The sequence below is a fragment of the Tepidimicrobium xylanilyticum genome (genome assembly GCF_900106765.1).
In the GTDB taxonomy this organism is placed as follows: domain Bacteria; phylum Bacillota; class Clostridia; order Tissierellales; family Tepidimicrobiaceae; genus Tepidimicrobium; species Tepidimicrobium xylanilyticum.
Genome location: NZ_FNNG01000005.1, coordinates 1 through 23,066, shown reverse-complemented (window position 1 = coordinate 23,066; position 23,066 = coordinate 1). Strand labels below are relative to the sequence as shown.

The following is a 23,066-nucleotide window of genomic DNA, read 5'->3' as shown; positions in this document are numbered from 1 at the left end:
TACTTACACCAATTTCTTACCACAATTGGAACAGAAATTCCCCTCACCAGTTTTTTGACCACAGTTAGGACAAAAATTGGGTTTTTCTTTAACTTGTTCCTTCTCGCCTTTATTCATATTTTCCATCAACTCTTTGGCTACATTCATTCCTATCATCATTCCTGCCATGTCAGAAGCAGCTCCACCGCCTTTTACCTTCCCAGAAGATATACCTTCTACCATAGATATCTGCTGATATCTATTTATATCCCCTACCATATTATGTGAAGCAGTTTTGTTTATCATCTCTTGAATCTCTTCAGGATAACTAAAGCTAATTATATTAAATCCTGTTATAGTTAATCCATCGTCTAAAACTTCCATATCCAAATCTTCCTTGATACCTTTTCCTATATCGAAGGCATTGGCTTGAAGGTTGAACATATCCTTGCCTTCTTTAGTTATCCATTTCATCAATAGTTGATCAAGAATGGCTGTAATTCTTAACTTAACATCTTCCACCAGATAACTATTCCTTACACCAGCAATTTTATCAATTAAAGCAATATAGTCATTTACTTTAAAAGTAAAAGTTCCATTGGCACGAATAGGTAAACCACCTGGTAAGCCTAGGGTAGGTATATTGATTGCATTTTTAGTACCCCATTTAACAATAAATTCTTTGGTATTTACGAATAATACTTCTGCCCTCATTCCAGTATTAAATCCAAATTTAAAACCCTTTAAAGTAGATAAAAAAGGTATGATCTGAGATTCAATATCGTATTCTCCCTCATCCTTAAATATACCTTCAATTTTACCATTAAATAAAAATATGGCATCCTGCCCTGGACGAATTATTAATTTACTTCCCTTTTTAATCTCTCTATTGGTCCATTTCCAAAATATCATGTCATCCCTAAATTCTTCCCATTCTACTACATTGGCAAATTGTTTCCTAAAAAAAACCATATCTTATCATCCTTTCTTTTATCAATACTATATTAGAACTTACCCCTGCTACCGCTGTGGGAGTGCCCTCCTTTAGTGACTCCACCACCGCTTCTTATACCACCACTACCTCCACCGCTGTTAGACTTATTATTTGATGGTTTCCTCCGTTTTGTCACTGTAGTCCTTAAATGGACATCCCTTCTGTCAATAACTCTGGTATTGACACTATCTTGATAAGTAGCTGCATTTACAGTAATTCTCCCTCCTGAATTTAAAGCCATAATGCCTACCGCTATTCCTGCTATGCCAAGTGATGCTGCTATCTGAAACCACAGATTAAATAGTATATTATTAGGATTCACCCCCGGTCTTATCCCCATGTACTTATATGAGGTTTTGATAAATGTATGGAAAGCATTAAAATAATCTCCTCTCGATAAATCAGATGTAATTTTATCTCTAATCAAGTCCAATCTATAATCATCCAGATACTTTTCTCCCTTATAAAAACCTGCTAAATAGACCTCCCTATTCTTCATATCGACTGTCAATATGGCAGCATTACCATGGGGTTTGTCGTATCCCAGAGCTTCTTCATCATAGAAATCCTGCATATATTCTACAATATCCTTCCCTTTTGGATCTGAGTAGGTCAATATTATAAAGTCAGTTTCCCTTTTAGCACTATACTTCTCAGATATGCTCTCAAGCTCTTCTATTTCTTCTCCATTCAAAAGCCCCGCAAAATCATAAATTCTTCGTTTGGTATGGAAAGCACCTGCCTGGGAACTCACAGTTATTGTGAAAATAAGCGCTACAAATAAAATCAACTTTAAATATATTTTACTTCTCATCATAGTCCTCCTCCCATAATTAATGCAATCATCTTTAAAATTATAAAGACGCTACCTGCAATACCGCCAAACCAAGAAGCCACTTTAGCATAGCTAATGGGAGGTTTCCCAACGACCTTCCCTGTCTGACCGTTCATGGCGAAGATGTATTCTTTATTATTATAATCATAGTAGACCATCCAAACGGGAAGAAGAGTATAATAAGCATTCCTTTTACGGGTATCTATATCCTTCCTCGTATAATTCACCGTTGAATAACCGACTATAGTAGAGCTTATAAAGGATTCCACATATCCTTTTATTTTAGATTTAGCCCTAGGAAGCAATTCATCATCATCGTAACTATATTTTTCCGCAATATATCCAGCCAGATAAGGGGTATTGAATTCCTTTAACTGGTCATAATTATAGGGCTCTAATTTGTCCATCAATTCATCTGTCATCTTTTCCGATGCATCTACAGGAACCTTTTTATAATCTATATTTATATCTCTATATACATCATAATAACTGGTCTCAGTATAGATATAATCTCCTCTAGTATAGGTTCTTACCTTTGTACATAGGGCTTGTACTTGAGCTCTACAATTCAGGTCATATAGCCAAAAGGGTACATACATTCCAGTTATCCCTTTAATCCTTTCAGCTGTCATAAAGCCTTTAGGAGTAAGTAAACCATTTCTACACCAAGCTCTAAATGCATTCATGGCCTTTTCTTTACTAATGGTAAAAGGAATTACTTTAGACGGTGCTAAAACCCCTGAGAGTCTATCTAGAAGGACAACCCCCGTTCCACAAAAACTACAGGTTGTTGCGGAAGTATCTTTATCGGTAATAAGAGCTGCACCACAATTTTTACAATGGTATTCTTTAGCTTCACCTTCTGAAAAACTAGTTCTAATATATTCAGTGGGAAATTCTTCGATTCTATCCTTTCTTTCACAACTATCACAGCTCAATGTTCCAGATTCGCTATCAAAGGCCATATCTGAGCCACAATTAGGACATTTATAATGTATAACCATATTACCACCTCATACGATATACTCTGCCAACATGAAAGCCGTAGCTTAAGCTACAGCTTTTACTATTGCTTATTCAATCTTTTTTTAAGTTCAGCCAGCTCATCTTCCACATCTATTTCAGTATTGTCATATTTAGCTATTAAGTCCTTTATATCGTCTTTTGGTCCTGAATTCAATTCAGCCATAGCATTGGCTTCATCTAAAGCCCTATTTACCTTTTCCTCCATTCTTTCAAAGGCAGATATTGACCTACTAGCAGAGGTGACGGAGGAACCTATTTTATTAATCCTTTCCTGAGCCTTAGCTACCGCCATCTTGCCCTTCAAAATTGCCTTCCTTGATTCTAATTCTTCAATATCTTTAACCAGTTTATCATGCATTTCTCGCATTCTCGTAACATTATCTTGGCTTAATTTGTATGCTTCTTGTAGTTCTAATTCCTTCTTTGCTAAAGAAGCCTTTCTTTCTAAAAACTTTCTGGCATCATTCTCGTTATTAGCTTCCAGTGCTTTTATTGCGTATTTTTCCATCTTGTCCATTTCAGCTCTACACTCTTCTAATTCCCTTTTAGCCCTTTGTTCTTCTGCCATTATAGAAGCTGTTTCAGCCTTTACACTGCCTAAATCCTTATTAAGATTTCTTAAAATCTGGTCTATCATCTTCTCTGGATCTTCAGCTTTATCTAATAATGCATTGATATTACTTGCCATAATATCTTTAAATCTAGTTAAAATACTCATAAGTTCTCCCTCCTTTTTATAATATTTTATATTATTACACGATGATATACTAGTTACTTTTTCAATGTAAAGATATAAAATAAATACACAAGTAGTAGAAAAGTACCCTTTTTAGAATGTTTTAATATAAATTTCACTCTTATTACATTGGTAATATGAGGTTTTACGACCTAATTAATTAGATAAAATATACTTTCTTTTTTAAACTAATTCCTTAAAGCCTAAGGGTTGGAGAATAAATAAACTTCATGTATAATAATATTATAATGCTTAAAGGAGATAATCATGGGAAGCAAAATTTTAGCAAAAGAATCTTCAATTTACAAAGTAAATCTATTTTATATGTGCGTAGTCATATGGTCTATTATATTCCAATTTTTACCCATACCTATGAAGGCGTATCAATATATAACCTTCTTAATACCCATTAGCATCTACCTATTTATCCACAAGAATCAGGGAGATAGAATTTTAAAGCCTAAAATCTTAAATGTAAAAAGTACCATAATAATATTTATTATCTGGGTTTTTTCTTTACCAATTATGGTGACAATGGCGGATCTATATACTAGCTTTTTTGGAAATAAGTTGGCTAATATAATAATAGAAAACCACTATGAAGGCTTTATTGAAAACCTTATTTTCACTGCTATAACTCCAGCCATATTAGAAGAAATACTGATGAGGGGAATTATATTAGATGGCTATAGAAACAAAAGCTTTTTTGTTGCTGCATTAATAAACGGAATAATGTTTGGAATGCTCCATTTAAACTTTTTTCAGTTCTTCTACACCTTTATAGCAGGGTTTATAGCAAGCTATTTAGTGTTTGCTACAAACTCCTTATATGCAGCAATGATTTTTCATTTTATTAATAACGGGTTTCCTACAATATTAAATTATATATATCCTTCGGAACCTGACACAGCTTATGCAGTTAGTCCAAGTTTATTAAACAGTTTAATACAAGTAATGCTTTCAGTTATAGCCTTATCTCTATTCATACATCTATTAGCAAAGATAAATGGAATTAATTTAATTAGGCATAAACAAAAATCTAACGAAAAAATTTTTAACTGGCCTTTAATAACAAGCATAATTTTATTTATTTCATTTAGCATATTTCTGGTAATTTTATTATCTATTAAGGAAAAAGCTCCTATATAGGAGTTTTTTCTTTTTACCCTTTACAAAGGCGAGAACTATAGTTATAGTAACCTTATACCCCTATATAGTATATGATTGGTCTTAGGAGGGATCTATATGGAAAATTATTATATTAAAACCAACAGAACCTTTACTACCATAAGAAGAAACGCTTGGATATTTACCGTCTTAGTAGCCATTGGTGGTTTGTGGGTACCAAAATTAGGCTTATTGGTCATATTGATAATGTTAAGCTTAACTACTACTTCCTTTTTTAAAGGAAGGCACTGGTGTGGTAACTTTTGTCCCCACGGGTCCTTATTCGACAGAATAACCCTGCCTATAAGCTTCAACAGAAAGATACCAAATTTCTTAAAATCCAAGTATATGACTATTGGTTTCTTCATATTCTTTATGTTCAATTTCACGAGAAAACTCATGAATGCATTTACACTATGGGGAAACTACAACTTTTTAGACAGACTAGGCCTTGTATTCGTTACAACTTACTTAATGGTTCTAATAACTGGGGGACTCTTTGCAGTATTAATAAACCCAAGGACTTGGTGCCAATTCTGTCCTATGGGTAGCATTCAGAAAGTAGTCCATAAACTAGGCAGAATGGTTGGAATTACCGAAAAAACGGAAATGAAAGTAACTATCGAAAATGTAAATAAATGCCATAAATGTGGTAAATGTTCAAGGGTATGCCCCTTCCAGTTGACACCTTATCTAGAATTTGGAGAAGATAACCAGTTTCACAATATAAACTGTATTAAATGCGCTACATGTGTTGAAAACTGTCCCGCCAATATTTTGTCACTAAAAACCAAAGAGGAAGCAATTGAATTGAAGAAAAATAGCAATTCCATAGGTTATGAAAACAAACAAAAGATTAAGGCAAAGATTACAGACATTAAGAACTTAAAAGATAATATAAGGGAATATACCTTCTCTTTCATATATCCTGAAAAAGTAGATTATAAGCCAGGTCAGTTTATTTTAGTCAAAATTCAAGATGAACCTAAGGCTTTTAGAGCTTATTCCATTTCTTCCTCTAATGAAAATAGCACTAAGCTAAGCATCATAATCAAGAAAGTTGAAAAAGGATATGGAACTAATATAATATTTAATAATTTCAAAGTTGGAGATGTAGTGGAATTAGAAGGCCCTATGGGAAATGAATTAGTAGTAGATGGCACTATCGAAAAGATATTATTCATTGGAAACGGGATAGGAATTACTCCTTTTATAGGCTTGACTAAGGAAGTATTGGCCAATAAACCAAATGTAAAAGAGGTAAAGTTATTAGATGGTCAAAGATATGAAGATGAATTCTTATATAGAGATTATTTCGAATCTCTAGTCAAAGAAGACAAGCGGTTCCATTACTTGCCGATAGTATCTCGAGATAAAAACAGCTCTATTAAGAAAGGCTATGTAACTCACCTGTTAAAAGATATGGATTTAGAAGGATATAAAGTGTATATGTGCGGGTCTAAGAATATGATTATCGATAGTTATAGGATACTCCTTGATAAAGGGGTTAAAAAAGAAGATATATTCTACGAAAGCGAAGAAAGGATTGCAATTCTAAATTAATTATTCTTTATTTCTTATTCTGTCAAGGATAAACTTTAAAATCGTAATTAATCAGGCTTTGATTAATTACGATTTTTTATCCCCTTTAATATTACAACTTCATCGAATATTATACTTGACATTGGAGTTTACTCCAATGTTAAAATCTTATTAGGAGGTATTGGAATATGTTAATTAAAGAATTTGCAGATAAGTATAAGCTTACTGCCGACACCATCAGGTTTTATGAAAAAATAGGGCTTATTCAGCCAAAACGGCTGCATAATAGCTACCGTTTCTATGATGAAGAATGTGAAAAAACAGTTCAACTTATTATAGTGCTAAAACAACTAGAATTTTCACTAGAAGAAATTAGGTTTCTATTATCCCTGCAAAAAAAACCCATATCATCTGAATGTAATGAAATAGCAGTTAATATGTTTCAAAATAAAATTAATCAAATTGAAAATAAGATTGCTTTTTTAAAAATAGCCAGCAAACAATTAGATCAAGTTAAACAGCTTATGGAAAATAACCGATATCAGCAGAACTATGATAAGATTCAAAGGTTAGTAGAAGTTATGTATAAGCAATTACTGAAAGGAGGAGTAAAAAAAGATGACACCTAAAATTTGGATACGTATTGAAGGCGCATTAGGTTTTTTATTAAGCCTAATAATCTATCTTCATCTAGATTTTAATATGCTTGTTTTTTTTATATGTTTATTTTTACCTGACCTACTCATGTTAGGATATTTAGTCGATAATAATGTAGGAGCATTCTTCTACAATCTGGGGCATGTTTTTGTATTTCCTTTAATTTTATTGTTATTAGCAGCTATTACAAAAGGACAAATATTCATAATGGCAGGATTGATATGGTCTGCCCATATCTTTCTTGATAGAATGATAGGCTATGGTTTGAAATATGTCGAAGGATTCAAAATTACACATCTACAAAAATTGGATTAAGTTTAATTTCTTAGAAAGCTCATGACCTATACATTAATAAACTTCTGCAGCAAGTAGAGAACTCTACTTACTGTAGAAGTTTTAACTCCTTTCAATCACCTTTATTCTATCTGAACCTCAAATTAGTTCCCTCATTTAGTACCTATTGACTTAATCATTCTTGAGAGAACAACCAATCTTAAAATACTCACTATAGCTAAAATAAAGCTTAAAATAATAGGTGTCAATCTATAATTTGATAAAGGTGTAAAGCCAACTAAAATAAATTCAAAGAAAGGCTCTAACCCCACCATACCCCATATTGCCATTATAATAGCAAATATGAGTAAATAGATACTGGGCTTTCTCCTTTTCTTCAAATTTTTCATTTTATCTTCAGCATCAGAAAAAGTTTCAAAAACTTTCCCATCATCTATTTTTTCAGATATCAATATTTCTCAATTTATCATTCCCGTAGAAGTTGCTATCATACCATCTCTATCTGCATAGGATCTAAAAAAATTTCAATTTAGTCACCATTTAATGCATTTACCCCCTTAATAATCTTTTTTCCCGCATCATACATTTGCTTCATGCGTGCCAATTCCATTTCAACAATTTTTTTGCTAGTATCAGTAATCACATATTCTTTCTTTTTTGACTCCTTATCTATCCTAACTAGCTTAATCCAACCTTTTTTATTAAGATTATTTATTGCTCCATATAATGTTCCTGACCCAAAAATGATTCTCCCTTCTGTCATTTTTTTAACCATCTTCATAACATTATATCCATGATTTGGCTTATACAATGCAAGTAAAAGAAGAAGGGCAGTTTCGGTCAGCGGTATTTTATCTCGTATATCCCTTTGTTTCATTGCCATTCCTCTTTCTTTGAATTATATATATTGTAACCTTTTGGTGAATATATTATATCGTCCTACGTAGTACGTATCAAGTAGTATAAATAAAAATAAGGTGCTTAGGAATTCTATTTTTCAGAAAGAATGTAACTCCTAAGCACTTTTAACTTAATTTATATTTATGAGGTTAAATTTTGTTTCTTCGAATGTCTTTTAGAAACAGAATACGACACATTTTCTAGGAATACATATTATCTGCCCAATCCTCAGGTTATTTGGATCGATTCCAGGATTTGCTTGAAGTATTTCTTGTACTGGTACGTTAAACCGTTGTCCAATTAGAAATAGAGTATCCCCTGGTCTTATGGTATAGTAGAATCCATTTGGACATGGAGGTAAAGATGGCTCTGGCATTTTCATCGGTATACATATTGTCATACCTATCTGTAAGTTGTTTGGATCGATTCCAGGATTTGCAAGTAATATTTCTTGAACGGACACATTGAATCTTTGGCTAAGGGAAAATATGGTATCACCTGGTCTTATAGTGTAATAGAACCCATTTGGACATGGAGGTATTGGAGATACTTTATGTGGAATACAAATTACCTGCCCAATTTGAAGATTATTTGGATCAACTCCTGGATTAGCTCTCATCAAATCTTCCACGCTTACACCAAATTGTTGGCTCAGCTTATAGAATGTATCTCCTTGCCTTATAGTATAATAAAATCCGTCATGGCATGGTGGCATAGGCTTTTCACTTGGTATGCATATTACTTGACCTATTTGGAGATTTTTGGGATCGATTCCTGGATTAATTCTCATAATTGCCTCTACAGTGGTATTATACCTTTGGGCTAATAGATATAGAGTATCTCCAGATTTGATGGTATATGGGAAACTGCCCCTAGGACATTTTCCTTCTATATCATGTCTTTCGTTCATACTAACCCACCCTTCTATTATATAATTATTTGCACTATATACTATGCAGATGTAGCGGTGAGTGTTAATAATTAAATCTAAAAAAGGAGCCTAGGCTCCTCTTTTAGAATGTTGGTATACATATTACTTGACCTATTCTTAAATTGTTTGGATCGATTCCCGGATTAGCCCTAATGATTGCATCAACACTTACATTAAATCGTTGACCAATAGCAAATAGGGTGTCTCCTGCCCTTATGGAATAAAGGAATCCATTCGGACATGGTGGTCCAGGGGTTACAGCTCTTGGAATACAAATAGTTTGACCTATTTGAAGATTATTTGGATTAATTCCAGGATTAGCTCCAATTATGGCTTCAACGCTTACATTAAATCTCTGGCTAAGAGCAAATATAGTATCCCCTGCCCTAATAGTATAGTAGAATCCATTTATACAAGGTGGCAAAGGTGGAGTTCCTCCAGGTATACATATTCTTTGACCTATTTGCAGTCTATTTGGATCCACTCCCGGATTAGCCCTTATTATAGCGTCTACACTTACTCCATATTGTTGGCTCAGTCTGAAGTAGGTATCCCCTGCCCTTATTACATGGAAAAACCCATTAGGACAAGTTCCTGGGGGTGGAGGTGTTGTTGCCCCTGGTATACATATGCTTTGACCTATTTGGAGTCTATTTGGATCAATGCCTGGATTAATCCTCATAATGGCATCTACTGTAGTATTAAATCTATTAGCCAATTGAAATAGAGTATCTCCCGGTCTTATAATATAGGCAAAGCTGCCTGGGGGACAAGCTTGCATGGCTCCATATCTATTTTCCATATCTATCACCTTTCCTCATATTATTGTGCAATATATAATATGCTAGAAAGGTGAAGTCTGTGAAAGCTATTAATATTTTAATCCTTGATATGAATTCCTCCTTTTTAACTCCTTATCTATACCTGAAAGAACCCTTAATTTATCCAAAGACCATCTAGGCTCAAATAGTAATTCCTTTTTACCATCGCCCGTTACTCTATGGACTACCATTTCTTTAGGAAGCAGTTCGAGGCTATCTGCTACCAAGGATATATATTCATCTCTGCCTAGTATTGGAAAAGGGTTTTTTAAATAGTATTCATACAAATCCGTTCCCTTCTGGATATACAATAGATGAAATTTAACTCCCCAGGTATTAGTATTAGCTACATATTTGACAGATTCTAATATCTCATCCTTAGATTCCCCAGGTAATCCAAGTATTAAATGGGTAACCACCCTTATATTTTTATTTTTTAACTTTTCTATGGCTATATCATAGGTCTCTAAGGAATAGCCTCGTCTGATAAATTTTGCAGTCCTCTCATGGATAGTTTGAAGCCCTAGTTCTATCCATATATAGGTCTTTTCATTTAGTTCAGTTAAAAGATCTAGTACATCTTCCGATAAACAATCAGGCCTGGTAGCTATGGCTAATCCTACTATTTCCTCTTGTGAAAGAGCGGAATAATACTTTTTTCTTAGATCTTCATAAGCAGAATAGGTATTGGTGAAACTCTGGAAATAGGCAATATATTTCCCCGTCTTCCATTTGTTAGACAAAAGTTTTTTCTGTTCCCTAATCTGTTCCTCAATGCTTAAGGTTCTGGACCCTGCAAATTCTCCAGAACCTTCCTCTCCGCAAAAAACACAACCTCTATGGCCAATAGTCCCATCCCTATTAGGACAAGTAAACCCTCCATCTAACGATAGTTTCATAACCTTTTGCCCAAATTCTTTCCTTAATTCATAGTTTAATGTATGGTACCTTTTATCTCCCCACATATAATCATCCTTCATTTATATTAACGTTCTCAATCCAATTTCATCCACTATTATTATCCGCCTATGCCCAATTTGTTTAATCCAACCCATATCCTGAAAATAGGATAATTTCCTGCTTAAGGTTTCTTGGCTCATCCCCATATGAGAGGCAAGGTCCTTTTTACTCATATTGAGAACTACTTCTCCTTTATCATCGGCCAATTCCAATAATGTTTCGACAATTCTAGTTTCCACATCGTGACTACCCAAATATTCTATAAGTTTTTCTGCCTTGTCCAATCTATGGCTTAACTCCTCCAACACTTTAAAAGCTATAGTTGGATATTTGGCCATTATACCCTTTAATTTTTCTCCATCTATCACACATATACTTGTATCCTCCAAGGTCTCCGCATTATCCGTTTGAGGTTTGCACACAAAAAGGGATAGCTCTCCCATAAACTCTCCTGGTCCTAATATTCTAATAACCTGTTCTTTTCCTGCTGGAGAAAGTCTAGATATTTTAACCTGTCCCTTATGGATAACGAATAGCTTTTCCCCTTTATCTCCAGCCATATAAATCATTTCGCCTTTTTTATAACTTCTAGGTACTGTAATTTTGGCTACTTCCATCATTTCATCATAGGTTAAAGTACTAAATATAGGCACCATTTCAATACAGCTTTTCCTTCTACCACTTTTTTCACAACTACAACTCATTATAACACCCCATTCTATATAAACTACATGATATGTATATGATACCCTAAAAAGCGAATGAAAAACTAGTATATAAATCCACATCAATGTTGAATTATAAAAAGGATTAAGGCATATAAATACCTTAATCCTCTGATAGTAATCTCTTTTCTCCTTCTATTGCCTTGATAGGAGCTATATTCTGTGTGAATTCTAATGTACCTAAATATTCTCCATCCTTATTTCTCACTGCAAAATATCTTATCATAACATATTTATCTCCCATCTTAATCCAGAAATCCTCATGGTCTTTTTTACCTGATTTAAAATCCTTTACTATCTTTTCAACTACATGAACACTTGCTGGGGGATGGCAGTTTTGAACAGACCTACCTATAACCGATTTAGTACGTGCAAATATCCTTTCCTTCCCTTGGGAATAATATTTTACAATATCATTCTTATCTACAAAAGTTATATCCCCAGGGATGGTATTTAATATCTGACTTATTTCCTCTGGTGTTAAAAAACCTGTCTCAAATTTTATATTTCCCTTTTCTGAAATCTCTCCTCCTTCTGTAAGAGAAATCCTTACCCGTTTAAGCTCCCAATCCTTTTCTGGTTCTATTATTGCATAGCCAATTTCATCACTTTCCCTATATACGGTAACCCATTCATCCTCAGTTAAAGTTTCCAATGCCATTGGGAATAAAATCTTTTCTTCTTTATAGATCATTTCCTTTATTTCATGTGCCATTTCTTCAATTTTTTGGATTACCTCTTCCTTATTACCTCTATAATCCATTAACATAAGCTTTGCTTCCTTTATTAAAGCCCTAATCTCGTCATCTACTCCCCACATTACTTGGGGTGGAGTGGTGATGCCATATTTTTCTAGGTAGGGGAATATTAAATTCTCCTTCCTGCTATAATGCTTATCCACATCCCATAGAAGATTTAAATCGCTAATAAGGTCATTTATATTATCATTAGAGTCATCCATCCTAAACTTCTCTATATTTTTCCTTAATGTATTATCTATATATTCTTCTATTGCTCTATTTTCCTCCCTCATAATATAAATAGGATGCCCTGGCACTTCCTCAGGATGGTGGATTTCTTCAATGGAACCTTTAAAGACTTCTGCATGAACATTACATAGTCGCTGTATTTCTTCTATAGGCAATCCTTCCTTTACTAATTGAGCCTCCATTGCTGCTATTTCAGAAGGAGGAACTCCTTCTATTACCTTAGAAAATTTTTCTTTCACTTCATCGACAGTTTTACCTGCATGGAGTTCCCTAATTACTTCCTTCATCAGTTTTTGTCTGTACTCCCTATTGTTTATTAATTCGCTCATTTAATCACCCCTTTTTATTTTTTTACCTTTTCTTCCAAGTAGACTAGCAAACTTAAATACTTACGTTGAACCCCCGTATCTTCTAAAGCTAAATCAACATGATCACATTCTTCGTCCACCTTTTTCTTAACATCTTCCGTTAAGATACTATTAGCAAATTTAAATATAGCACTATTCTCCTTTTCAATATGCCGTTCCAATAAATCCGTATAGGATATAGCATTTGCAATTATATCTAATCTCGATTCATCATCCCCTTCTTCATATTTTTCTAAGGCCTTCTCTAGATTGGAAACATACAGTCTAGCCATATCATGTTCTATGAGCATTCCTGTAATAGGACCATTATTGATTAACTTGGGCATCTTTTCTGCCATTGCTTTAAATAGAATATCTTCCTCCTTAGAGTGATGATAGCTATCTGTATAATTCCTGATAAAATCGATTATCTTATAAAAATCCCCATAATCTATTTCCTCGTCAAGCAACACCTTATAACAATATTTCCTAATAACCTTTAACATCCTTCTAACATGTTCATGTTCTTCTATGATAATGTCAATTGATTTCATTCCATCAACTCTTTCTTTAATTTCATAAGCTAACTTCCCTTTAACTATTATTACCTTATTTTAAGCTACTATTTCTTTTTTATACCTCAGCTTCATTGTATTAGATATTGTTTAGTAATGCTTTGACCTAGATCAAAAATTAAAAAGGCAGATAGTTTTTATCTGGCCTATACTTCTATAACATCTTTTCCAATTCTTCTGGTGGGATTGGACGGCTAAAATAATATCCCTGACCTGTATCTGATCCCAACTCCCTTAATATATTTAATTGCTCCTCCGATTCAATTCCTTCTGCAGTAACCCTTATGTTAAATTGTTTGGCAAGTAGTATTATGGTTTTGGAAATTTCTCTATACTTTTCATTATTTTCTAAGCTCCAAACAAAGCTTTTATCTATCTTCAATTCGTCTATATTCATTTCACTTAAGTATCCTAAATTAGAATAGCCTGTACCAAAATCGTCCATTATAACAGATACCCCTAATTTCTTTAATCTATTTAACACATCTATCGTATAATTTATATCTGATATGGCAGTAGTTTCGGTTATTTCCACGCCTAAATACCAAGGCTCTAATTTAGTTTCTTCTAATATATTGGATACCATATCTAAGAAATTATAGTGCTGAAATTGTCTTGCTGAAATATTTACGCAAACCCGCCTTGGTTTATAACCCTTATCAATCCATTCTTTATTCTGTCTACAGGCTTCACGCAAAGTCCATTCACCTATGGCATATATAAGTCCCGTTTCTTCAGCTAAAGGAATAAATTCATCTGGAAAAACTAAGCCTCTTTTTGGATTCTGCCACCTAATGAGTCCTTCCATGCCAATTATTTCCCGAGTTTTTATATCGAATTTGGGTTGATAATACAATATGAATTCATCATTGTTTATAGCTTGTCTTAGCTGATTTAATGTTATGAGGTTATCGTATTCTCTTTTTCCAATTTCTGCATTATATATATAATAACTATTGCCTCCCATTTCCTTGGCCTTATATAAAGCAATTTCTGAATTTTTTATAAGGGAATTACTATCTTCTCCTCCTTCTGGATATATGGCAATTCCAATGCTAGTAGTTAAGTACAATTCATAACCCTTATAAGATATGTGTTCTTTAAAACTTTTGATGATTCTACTTACTACCTCATCTATTTGAGATGTATTTTTTATATTTTTCAATAAAATTAGATATTCATCTCCACCGCTTCGGGCTATTAAATCTTCTTTACGGATCAGCTTCTGCAATCTAGTGCCTAATAATCTCAATAATTCATCTCCTATATTATGCCCTAGATTATCGTTTATATGTTTAAATCTATCTAAGTCCAAATAGAGTACAGCTAATTTTTCTTCTTTATTCAATTGGCTAATAGTTTCATTTAATTCATCTATAAAATAGTACTTATTGGGAAGATCAGTGATAGGATCATAATAGGCTAGTTTATATATTCTTTCTTGTTGAACTAATAGTTCTTTGTTGGCAAGTTCTATCTCACTAGTTCTTATAGACACTTCATGTTTCAATTTTTTATTCCAAACGAAGAGCAATAGGACTACTAAACCACTAACGCAGCCCCCAATGGCTACATATTTAACGATTTTTCTAAATATTAGATAACCATCGGATAGCTGATTACCAAACCACTTTCTATATATTTTATCATAGGTTTCATCTTCTTTTATTTTATTTAATCCTTCTTCTAACAATCTATAGGCTAACCTATTTGAAGGCATTGTGGCAGGACCATAAGCAGTTTCCCCTAAAGGCTCCCCTACAATTTTTACTTCATTAGTTTTCTTAATGGAATTAAGATAATAAATAGCTGTTATTCTATTACCTATAAAAGCATCAGCATGACCATCCAATAAAGCCTCAATAGCCTCCGTTTGACTACTTCGGGATATAGGAATGATACCAGGTATCTCTTTTATTGTCTCCTCTTGAACATCCTTTTCCTGATAGGCTACCCTTAGCCCATATAAATCTTCAATTCCATTTACTCCTTTTGTTTCTCTAAGCACAAAAATGGCATGGGAATTAATAATTGTAGATTGGGTAAAAGCATATTTATTAGTTCTTTCCTTTGTCTTAGACATGCCTTGGATAGCGTCTACTTCCCCATTTTCTAAAGCTTCTATAGCATCAGCCCAGGTCATAGGTATTAATTCAATATTAATATTCATGGCCTTTTCTATGGCTTTCATTATATCCACATTAAATCCTTCAAATTGACCTTTTTCATTTACATATTCATAAGGCCTAAGATTATAATCTCCAGCGACCTTCAATGTAATTTTCTCTTCATCATCTGTTGGTTTATCTATTGATTTAAAACTGCCAATGATCAGAACGGATAAAATAAGGAACAGTATTAAAATCCCCACTCCCAAAACTTTCTTTTTCATAAAAATCAATCCTTCACTCTAATTAACATTTAAACCACAATATATAATACTATATAATTGTCAATTTCTCTATTTATTGACATCTTTTTATAAAATAGGCCTAAAATATCGTTTTATAGTTTATATTTTATTATATACCCATTTTTTATAACATTAAAAAAAACGACTAAAAAACTAAATGTTTCTTAATCGCTACTAGTTAGTCTCTAATATTTGCCAACTCTACTTTTACTTTAATTCCTTTTATTCGCTTATTATTCAGCCCTTTTATTACTTTGCCAATATAATCTTCTGGAATGTCTACAAAAGTAAATTTATCATACATATCTATTTCTCCAACGGATTTTTTGGGTATTCCCGTTTCATTTAACAAAGCCCCTAATATATGCCTTGGACTTACTCCTTTTTTACGGCCTACATTTATATAGATCCTTGCTAAATCTGTAACAGATTTTTTACTATAATCAACTGCATCCAGTTCTCTATGCTCCCCTAATTTATTTCCTTTAAAATAAAGTTTTAATAGAGCTGCAGCTATATCAAAGGAAGTATAATCTTGTTCTAAAATTTCATTTACCATCCTTTCATACTTATCCAATTGTCCTTTGTCTACTTCTTCTTTAATCTTTTCTAGTAACAGGTGAATCTGTCTTTCCTCCACATCTTTTAGTGTTGGTAAATCCCTTCTGGCTATCTTAGTCTTAGTGTACCTTTCAATAACCTTAATTCTGTGCTTATCTTTGCCAACTACAAAACTGAAAGCTATTCCCTTCCTACCTGCTCTTGCAGTTCTTCCAATTCTGTGGACATAGTATTCTTCATCCTGTGGTATATCATAATTAAAGACTATATCCACATCATCTATATCCAATCCTCGAGCTGCTACATCTGTAGCCACTAAAACATCTATATTCCCTGTTCTAAATTTTTGCATAACCTTATCTCTTTGGGCTTGCTTTAAATCACCATGAAGACCATCAACAAAATAACCTCTACCCTGCAATTCTATAGTAAGCTCATCTACTTTCTTCTTGGTATTACAAAAGACTATGGAAAGCCTTGGATTATATATGTCTATAAGCCTAGACAGTATTTCGGTCTTCATATGCTCCTTTAATTCAAAGAAATATTGCTCTACCCTTGGTACAGTTAATTCTTTAGGCACTACTCTAATTATTTCAGGATTATTTTGATACCTTGTAGCAAAGTCCACTATTTCCTTAGGCATAGTAGCTGAGAAGAAAATAGTTTGTCTTTCTTCTGGTACTTGATTTATAATAAGCTCGATATCATCTCTAAATCCCATATCAAACATTTCATCTGCTTCATCTAGTATAAGCATCTTAATGTTTCCTAACTTTAAGGTCTTCCTTCTGATATGGTCTATTATTCTACCTGGAGTTCCCACTACTATTTGAATTCCCTTTTTTAAAGCCTTTATCTGCCTTTCAATAGGCTGCCCTCCATAAATAGGTAAAACAAAAATATTCTTCTTATATTTGGCTAATCTCCTTATTTCTTCTGCCACCTGTATCGACAATTCCCTAGTAGGACATAGTACCAAGGATTGTAAACATCTATCTTCCTCATCGGTTTTTTCAATAATGGGTATACCAAAAGCTGCTGTTTTTCCAGTTCCCGTTTGAGCTTGCCCAATAATATCCACGCCTTCTAGTATTTTAGGTATAGCTTTCGATTGGATAGGAGACATCTCCTCAAAGCCCATATCGTAAACTGCCTTTAATATCTCCTCTGAAAGATTAATATCTTCAAATCCTAGTTTATTCATATAATTGTAACATCCTTCCTCTTTTATCTAACTTGTTAAGTATATACTTAATATGGCCTTTTTGCAATGAAAATATTATTTAAATAAAATATTAGCACCGATTCCATGTCAACATCTACATTATTAGATATAATATAAGATGAAATACATTTTGGGAGGGAACTTTATGAATATGAGATGGAGTTTAAACGAGTTATACACCTCTTTCGATTCAGAAGAATATCAAGGAGACTTACAAAAATTTGATGAAGGATTGGGTAGTTTCATCCAATGGGCTGATAAAAACCTTAAATCCCCTGATAACCCTCAAGAAAAAATCACCGAGTACTTAAATAGGTTGATAGAACTATCCACATTAGTTTCGAAATTAATGGCATACCCCTGCCTTATTTCCAGCGTTGAAGCTAATAATGAATTGGCTTTAAAATATCTAGATAAATTACAAGTACAATATTCTAAATTTACCCAACCTTCCGTCCAATTTCAAAAGTTTATAAGCACCCTGGATAATTTAGATGAGATAATAAATTCATCCCCCTTCCTAAGGGAACATGAATTTTATCTAAATGAAACTAAGAAAAAAGCTCAATATTTACTCAGCGAAAAGGAAGAAGTACTTATCTCAAAGATGAAAAATACTGGATCTAACGCTTGGTCAAATCTTCAAGGTGTTTTAAGCTCTACACTACTAGTGGACATAGAAATCGACGGTAAACCTAAGCAGTTGCCCTTGCCTGTAGTTAGAAATATGGCTTTTGATAAGGACCCAAATATACGACAAAAAGCCTATGAAGCTGAATTGAAATCCTATGATAAAATTGCCAAATCTTCTGCTGCAGCTTTAAACGGAATTAAGGGAGAAGTCTTAACTATTTCAGAAATGAGAGGGTTTAAATCTCCTTTAGAAGAAACTTTGTTTAAATCAAGAATGGATGAAGAAACCCTAGATGCTATAATAAGAGCTATAGAAGAATATTTGCCCATATTCCATAAATATTATAGAAAAAAAGGAGAACTATTAGGCCATAGGAATGGATTGCCTTTCTACGATATATTTGCCCCTATAGGGAATGCGATAAAATCCTATACCTATGAAGAGGCAAGAAAATTTATCGTTGTTAATTTTAGAACCTTTAGCGATAGGTTAGCTGATTTTGCTGATAATGCCTTTGAAAATAGATGGATAGATGCAGAACCAAGGGATGGTAAAAGAGGTGGGGCCTTCTGTTTTAACCTATATCCAATTAAAGAGAGTAGAATACTTGCCAACTTTAATGGTAGCTTAAGCAATGTAATTACTTTGGCTCATGAGTTAGGACATGGATATCATGGATTATGCATACAGGAAGAAAGTATTTTAAACAGCAGTTACCCTATGCCCTTAGCAGAAACTGCTTCCATATTCTGTGAAACCATCGTAATGAATGCAGTCCTAAATGAAGCAAGCCCTGAAGAACAATTAAGCATATTAGAATCTTCCCTGCAAGATGCGGGACAAGTAATTGTAGATATATACAGTAGATTCCTCTTTGAAAAGGAATTGTTCGAAAGAAGAAAGGAGCATTCCCTATCCGTTAATGAATTAAAGGAAATAATGATTGAATCCCAGAAAAAAGCTTATGGTAATGGATTAGATGAAAACTATCTTCACCCCTATATGTGGATAAATAAACCTCATTATTACTATGGAGAGCGTAATTTCTATAATTTCCCCTATGCCTTTGGATTATTGTTCTCTAAAGGACTATATGTAGAATATTTGAATGATAAGAAAAATTTCGTAAAAAGGTATGATGACTTCCTTAGGGCTACTGGTAAGAACAATATAGTAGATGTGGCCAAATTGATGGGAATAGATGTTCATTCACCAGATTTCTTCAAAGATTCCTTAAAGTTAATTGAAAAGGATATCGACAAGTTTATTGATTTAATCGAAAATAGAAAGTAGGTATTTCTATGAAGATATTATCTAATTTTAATAATAAGGAAGTTGCCCTTTTAACATATATATTTATAATAAATCTTATAGCTTTTGTTGTAATGGGATTAGACAAAATTAGAGCAAGGAAAGATGGCTGGAGAATTAGAGAAATTACAATAATGATTCTAGCATTGTTAGGAGGAGCAACCGGTGTATTATCAGGTATGGTTATATTTAAGCATAAAATTAATAAAAATAGGTTTTCTGTCGGCATACCATTGATTTTGTTATTAAATAAGTTATTAAATCTAATAATGTTTAATTATTTAAGATAAAAAAGTTTTTTAAATAGAGGATTTTTTAAATTTATGTAGAATAATAATTATTGGCACAATCAAACAATCATAGAAAGAGGTTGGAGCTTGATATGGGGAAGAAGAATTCTAGAATTTCTATTATGATCATCCCCCATACTGAAAAAGTGAGAAGGTTAACGGTTCCCAGTTGGGTGCCTAAAGTTTTTTTTATTGCTATAATAACCACTATAATAAACGTATCTTTAGCCTTTAACAAAATTTACACATCCCATATGAGTTTAGAAGAAGAATACAAGGAAAAAATATCCATCATCAATAAGCTTGAAGAAGAAAATAAAAATAAGGAAGTAGAATTATCAAAGCTTAAATCACAGAATAAGAAATTATATGAAAAAACTAATGAAGTAGAAGAAAAATTAGCTGAAATAGAAAAATTACAGAGAGAAGTAGAAAAATTAGTAGGCATAAAAAGTCCTTCCCGAGGAGGGGGATTGGATGATAATCTATCTAGGGAAATAACGGAACCAGTAGCGGAACTACAGGTTTTAAAAGAAGTACTAGAAGATAAGGAAAAGGAATTGATAGCTTTTATTGATGATGTAGAAAAACAACTTCAGTATCTGGAAACAGTTCCTAGCCTATGGCCTGCTAAAGGCAAATTGACTTCTAAATTTGGTAATAGGAAAAACCCCTTTGGAAGAGGGATTCAATTCCATTATGGAATTGATATTGCCAATTCAACAGGTACTGATATTCGAGCTGCAGGTAGTGGAAAAATAATATTCTCAGGATATAAAACTGGTTATGGTTACACTATAATCATAGACCATGGTAATGGATATAAAACCTATTATGGACATAATAGCAAACTATTGGTAAATAAAGGCGATAAGGTGGAAAAAGGACAGGTTATAGCAAAGATGGGCAGTACAGGAAGAAGCACTGGACCTCACCTCCATTTTGAGATACATAAAAGTGATAAACCCATCGATCCGTTAACCGTTCTTAAATAAGGAATAAGGGGGAGATGCCATGTTTAGTAAAAAAGTTGAAAAAAATATGGATATCGATTCTCTATTTGGTGAAAATATTAAATTCACTGGTAAAGTTGAAGGTAAAGGCAATTTAAGAATTGACGGAATTATAGAAGGGGATATTGAATACGAAGGAGATGTAATTATCGGTGAAACGGGTAGAGTAAAAGGAAATATCCGTTGTGATAATACGTCATTATCAGGAACCGTAGAAGGAAATATTGTGGTTAAAGGAAAATTGACCATACACCCTACAGGAAAGCTGATAGGCGATGTAGAAATCTCTACTCTAATAATCCATGAAAATGCCTTCTTTGAAGGTCATTGTAAGATGAATAAAGGTAAAACTAAAAAGGATATTAAGGAAGTTAAGGAAACACATAAAGAGCTGGGATAATTCCCAGCCCTTTTAACAAGCTAAACTTCCTCTATTTTCCTGCTATTATATATTTCTGTATCCAATTCTCCCATGAATTTACTTGAAAGTACTCCCGCCAACATGGAACCGCTAACGTTTAATAGGGTTCTACCCATGTCTATTAATGGCTCAATGGCTATTAACAATCCGACCAACCCTACTGGAAGTCCCATAGCTGATAATACAGTTAAGGCTGCGAAGGTAGCTCCTCCTCCCACTCCTGCTATTCCAAAAGAGGCTAATGCAGTTATAATAATAAGTTTAATCAAGAAAGCAGGCGCCATTGGATTTATACCCACTGTAGGTGCAATCATTACCGCCAACATGGCAGGATATATGCCTGCACATCCATTCTGTCCTATACTAGTTCCTAATGAACCTGCTAAATTTGCATGCCCATCGGCTACCCCAAGATTTCTTACTTGATTATTTATAGTCAAAGGCAGTGTCCCAGCCGATGATCTGGAGGAGAAGGCAAACATTAATACAGGTGCAGATTTCCTAACGTAGGATATGGGGTTCAATCCAAATACCATCAGTATGGCCATGTGAATCACAAACATAATAGCTAAGGCTACATAGGAAGCAATCACAAATTGAATTAGTCTGGCTATTTCTGAAAAATCGCTATTTGATACAAATCTAGTCATTAAGGCTAAAACTCCATAAGGGGTAAGTCTTAATACCATTGTAACCATTCTCATAACTATGGCATGTAATATATTTATTAAATTAACAAAGCTTTCTGCAGCTTCCGGTTTACTTTTCCTGATGCCTATAGCTGCTAAAGCTACTACAGCAGCAAAAAACACAACGGATAGAGTTGCAGAACTGCCTTGGCCAGTCATAGCATAGAAAGGATTAATAGGTATAATCTCTATTAGCTGCTGTTGAATCGGTTTCGACTGGAAATCCTCTAATCTTTGCTCTAATCCTAGGCCTGCTTGTTGTTCCTTTTCTCCTGCCACAAGCCCTTCTGAGGTTAAATTAAATGCCTTAGCCACTCCTGCTCCTACAAAGGCAGATATAGCTGTAGTAATTATTAGAATTGCAATAATTTGAGCGGCCATCTTCCCTAGGTTTTTTGAATCCTGACTAATTATGGCATTAACAATGGATATGAATATTAAAGGTATTACAATCATTCTTAATAGTCTAATATAACCTGTACCTATTACATCGAACCAAGTATTAGAACTGTTTACAATTTGGGACCCTGCTCCATATATCAACTGAAGAGCTGCTCCAAAAGCTATTCCACATATTAGAGCTAACATTACTCTAACCGTAAAAGAAACCCTTTTTCTCCTTAAATATAGCAGGATATAAATTAAGACTGCCATTATGGTGATATTTATAATTATATAAAAAGTTCCATTCATCTCAAAACCTCCTTAATTCTTTACAATCATACCTTGTATAGGTATATTAAATGTACCCTATTTTTATTCCTAGTAACACTTTTTATTGTATGATTTGTGATGTAAATAAAAAAAGAGACCTTATTTGAACGAACTGACCCTTGTCAAGTAAACAAGCAATTTAATTAAAATTTATACACATTAGGATGCATGTTTCGATATTCTAAAGGAGCCACGCATCCTAATCCTTTTTGAAATCTTTTTTCATTGTAAAATTTTATATATTGAATTATTTTTTCCCTTAATTTTTCAAGTGTTTTAAACTTCTTACTGTAAAACATTTTAGTCTTTAATAT

The 23,066-nt window shown here is 33.4% G+C and carries 24 protein-coding genes; 8 read left to right on the top strand and 16 right to left on the bottom strand.

What is annotated here, in order from left to right; genetic code table 11:
* Positions 1-3: 3 nt before the first annotated feature.
* The 4 genes from BLV68_RS06710 to BLV68_RS06695 all read right to left on the bottom strand — a co-directional run bounded on the left by BLV68_RS06710 (position 4) and on the right by BLV68_RS06695 (position 3,552).
* On the bottom strand, positions 4-951 hold the full coding sequence (locus BLV68_RS06710) for an SPFH domain-containing protein (RefSeq protein WP_093752135.1): 948 nt from the start codon (positions 949-951) through the stop codon (positions 4-6).
* A gap of 32 nt (positions 952-983) precedes the next feature.
* Positions 984-1,787 (bottom strand): TPM domain-containing protein, encoded by an 804-nt coding sequence (locus tag BLV68_RS06705; protein ID WP_093752133.1) that lies wholly within the window; start codon positions 1,785-1,787, stop codon positions 984-986.
* Positions 1,787-2,812: a TFIIB-type zinc ribbon-containing protein gene (locus BLV68_RS06700; protein ID WP_093752131.1), complete on the bottom strand. Its 1,026-nt coding sequence runs from the start codon at positions 2,810-2,812 to the stop codon at positions 1,787-1,789. Before BLV68_RS06700 ends, BLV68_RS06705 begins: the two co-directional genes overlap by 1 nt.
* A gap of 62 nt (positions 2,813-2,874) precedes the next feature.
* Positions 2,875-3,552, bottom strand: a complete 678-nt coding sequence (locus BLV68_RS06695; RefSeq protein WP_093752129.1) for a PspA/IM30 family protein — start codon at positions 3,550-3,552, stop codon at positions 2,875-2,877.
* A gap of 285 nt (positions 3,553-3,837) precedes the next feature.
* Here BLV68_RS06695 and BLV68_RS06690 point away from each other — a divergent pair, with 285 nt between their 5' ends.
* From BLV68_RS06690 to BLV68_RS06675, 4 genes are all read left to right on the top strand, one after another.
* Entirely contained in the window at positions 3,838-4,719 is an 882-nt protein-coding gene (locus BLV68_RS06690; protein ID WP_093752127.1) for a CPBP family intramembrane glutamic endopeptidase, read from the top strand.
* Positions 4,720-4,815: 96 nt separating this feature from the next.
* Positions 4,816-6,300, top strand: coding sequence for an FAD-binding oxidoreductase (locus tag BLV68_RS06685; protein WP_093752125.1), 1,485 nt, complete (start codon positions 4,816-4,818; stop codon positions 6,298-6,300).
* 167 nt (positions 6,301-6,467) lie between these two features.
* The gene (locus tag BLV68_RS06680; protein ID WP_093752123.1) at positions 6,468-6,908 is read left to right on the top strand and encodes a MerR family transcriptional regulator; all 441 of its coding nucleotides are present in this window, start codon (positions 6,468-6,470) and stop codon (positions 6,906-6,908) included.
* A complete protein-coding gene (locus tag BLV68_RS06675) occupies positions 6,898-7,251 on the top strand; it encodes a DUF4260 domain-containing protein (RefSeq protein WP_093752121.1) in 354 nt (117 codons plus the stop codon). Before BLV68_RS06680 ends, BLV68_RS06675 begins: the two co-directional genes overlap by 11 nt.
* Before the next feature lie 131 nt (positions 7,252-7,382).
* Here BLV68_RS06675 and BLV68_RS06670 read toward each other — a convergent pair whose 3' ends face one another.
* The 10 genes from BLV68_RS06670 to BLV68_RS06625 all read right to left on the bottom strand — a co-directional run bounded on the left by BLV68_RS06670 (position 7,383) and on the right by BLV68_RS06625 (position 17,659).
* Positions 7,383-7,682: a hypothetical protein gene (locus tag BLV68_RS06670; RefSeq protein WP_093752119.1), complete on the bottom strand. Its 300-nt coding sequence runs from the start codon at positions 7,680-7,682 to the stop codon at positions 7,383-7,385.
* Positions 7,683-7,759: 77 nt separating this feature from the next.
* The gene (locus BLV68_RS06665) at positions 7,760-8,107 is read right to left on the bottom strand and encodes a PadR family transcriptional regulator (RefSeq protein WP_093752117.1); all 348 of its coding nucleotides are present in this window, start codon (positions 8,105-8,107) and stop codon (positions 7,760-7,762) included.
* Positions 8,108-8,305: 198 nt separating this feature from the next.
* Positions 8,306-9,040 carry a LysM peptidoglycan-binding domain-containing protein gene (locus BLV68_RS06660; protein WP_093752115.1) on the bottom strand — a complete coding sequence of 245 codons (735 nt, stop codon included), beginning with the start codon at positions 9,038-9,040 and terminating at the stop codon, positions 8,306-8,308.
* A gap of 103 nt (positions 9,041-9,143) precedes the next feature.
* Positions 9,144-9,863, bottom strand: coding sequence for a LysM peptidoglycan-binding domain-containing protein (locus BLV68_RS06655; RefSeq protein WP_093752113.1), 720 nt, complete (start codon positions 9,861-9,863; stop codon positions 9,144-9,146).
* A 69-nt stretch (positions 9,864-9,932) separates the two neighbouring features.
* The gene (locus BLV68_RS06650) at positions 9,933-10,847 is read right to left on the bottom strand and encodes a TIGR01212 family radical SAM protein (RefSeq protein ID WP_200773686.1); all 915 of its coding nucleotides are present in this window, start codon (positions 10,845-10,847) and stop codon (positions 9,933-9,935) included.
* Between the two features lie 15 nt (positions 10,848-10,862).
* On the bottom strand, positions 10,863-11,546 hold the full coding sequence (locus BLV68_RS06645; protein ID WP_234949851.1) for a Crp/Fnr family transcriptional regulator: 684 nt from the start codon (positions 11,544-11,546) through the stop codon (positions 10,863-10,865).
* 124 nt (positions 11,547-11,670) lie between these two features.
* Entirely contained in the window at positions 11,671-12,885 is a 1,215-nt protein-coding gene (locus BLV68_RS06640) for a DUF438 domain-containing protein (RefSeq protein WP_093752109.1), read from the bottom strand.
* A 14-nt stretch (positions 12,886-12,899) separates the two neighbouring features.
* On the bottom strand, positions 12,900-13,457 hold the full coding sequence (locus BLV68_RS06635; protein ID WP_093752107.1) for a hemerythrin domain-containing protein: 558 nt from the start codon (positions 13,455-13,457) through the stop codon (positions 12,900-12,902).
* Between the two features lie 175 nt (positions 13,458-13,632).
* Positions 13,633-15,870, bottom strand: coding sequence for an EAL domain-containing protein (locus tag BLV68_RS06630; protein ID WP_093752105.1), 2,238 nt, complete (start codon positions 15,868-15,870; stop codon positions 13,633-13,635).
* A gap of 199 nt (positions 15,871-16,069) precedes the next feature.
* Positions 16,070-17,659: a DEAD/DEAH box helicase gene (locus BLV68_RS06625; RefSeq protein ID WP_093752103.1), complete on the bottom strand. Its 1,590-nt coding sequence runs from the start codon at positions 17,657-17,659 to the stop codon at positions 16,070-16,072.
* A gap of 166 nt (positions 17,660-17,825) precedes the next feature.
* On the opposite strand from BLV68_RS06625, the gene BLV68_RS06620 reads away from it, so the two are divergent.
* The 4 genes from BLV68_RS06620 to BLV68_RS06605 all read left to right on the top strand — a co-directional run bounded on the left by BLV68_RS06620 (position 17,826) and on the right by BLV68_RS06605 (position 21,328).
* A complete protein-coding gene (locus BLV68_RS06620) occupies positions 17,826-19,607 on the top strand; it encodes a M3 family oligoendopeptidase (RefSeq protein WP_200773685.1) in 1,782 nt (593 codons plus the stop codon).
* A gap of 8 nt (positions 19,608-19,615) precedes the next feature.
* Positions 19,616-19,915: a DUF1294 domain-containing protein gene (locus BLV68_RS06615; protein ID WP_093752101.1), complete on the top strand. Its 300-nt coding sequence runs from the start codon at positions 19,616-19,618 to the stop codon at positions 19,913-19,915.
* Positions 19,916-20,007: 92 nt separating this feature from the next.
* Complete coding sequence (locus tag BLV68_RS06610) at positions 20,008-20,910, top strand: peptidoglycan DD-metalloendopeptidase family protein (RefSeq protein ID WP_093752099.1); 903 nt, start codon at positions 20,008-20,010, stop codon at positions 20,908-20,910.
* Between the two features lie 19 nt (positions 20,911-20,929).
* Complete coding sequence (locus BLV68_RS06605; protein WP_093752097.1) at positions 20,930-21,328, top strand: bactofilin family protein; 399 nt, start codon at positions 20,930-20,932, stop codon at positions 21,326-21,328.
* 20 nt (positions 21,329-21,348) lie between these two features.
* Here the strand turns inward: BLV68_RS06605 and BLV68_RS06600 are convergent, their stop codons facing one another.
* Both BLV68_RS06600 and BLV68_RS16275 read right to left on the bottom strand, forming a co-directional pair.
* Positions 21,349-22,731 (bottom strand): L-cystine transporter, encoded by a 1,383-nt coding sequence (locus BLV68_RS06600; protein ID WP_093752095.1) that lies wholly within the window; start codon positions 22,729-22,731, stop codon positions 21,349-21,351.
* A gap of 164 nt (positions 22,732-22,895) precedes the next feature.
* On the bottom strand, positions 22,896-23,066 hold the full coding sequence (locus BLV68_RS16275) for an IS3 family transposase (protein ID WP_407702352.1): 171 nt from the start codon (positions 23,064-23,066) through the stop codon (positions 22,896-22,898).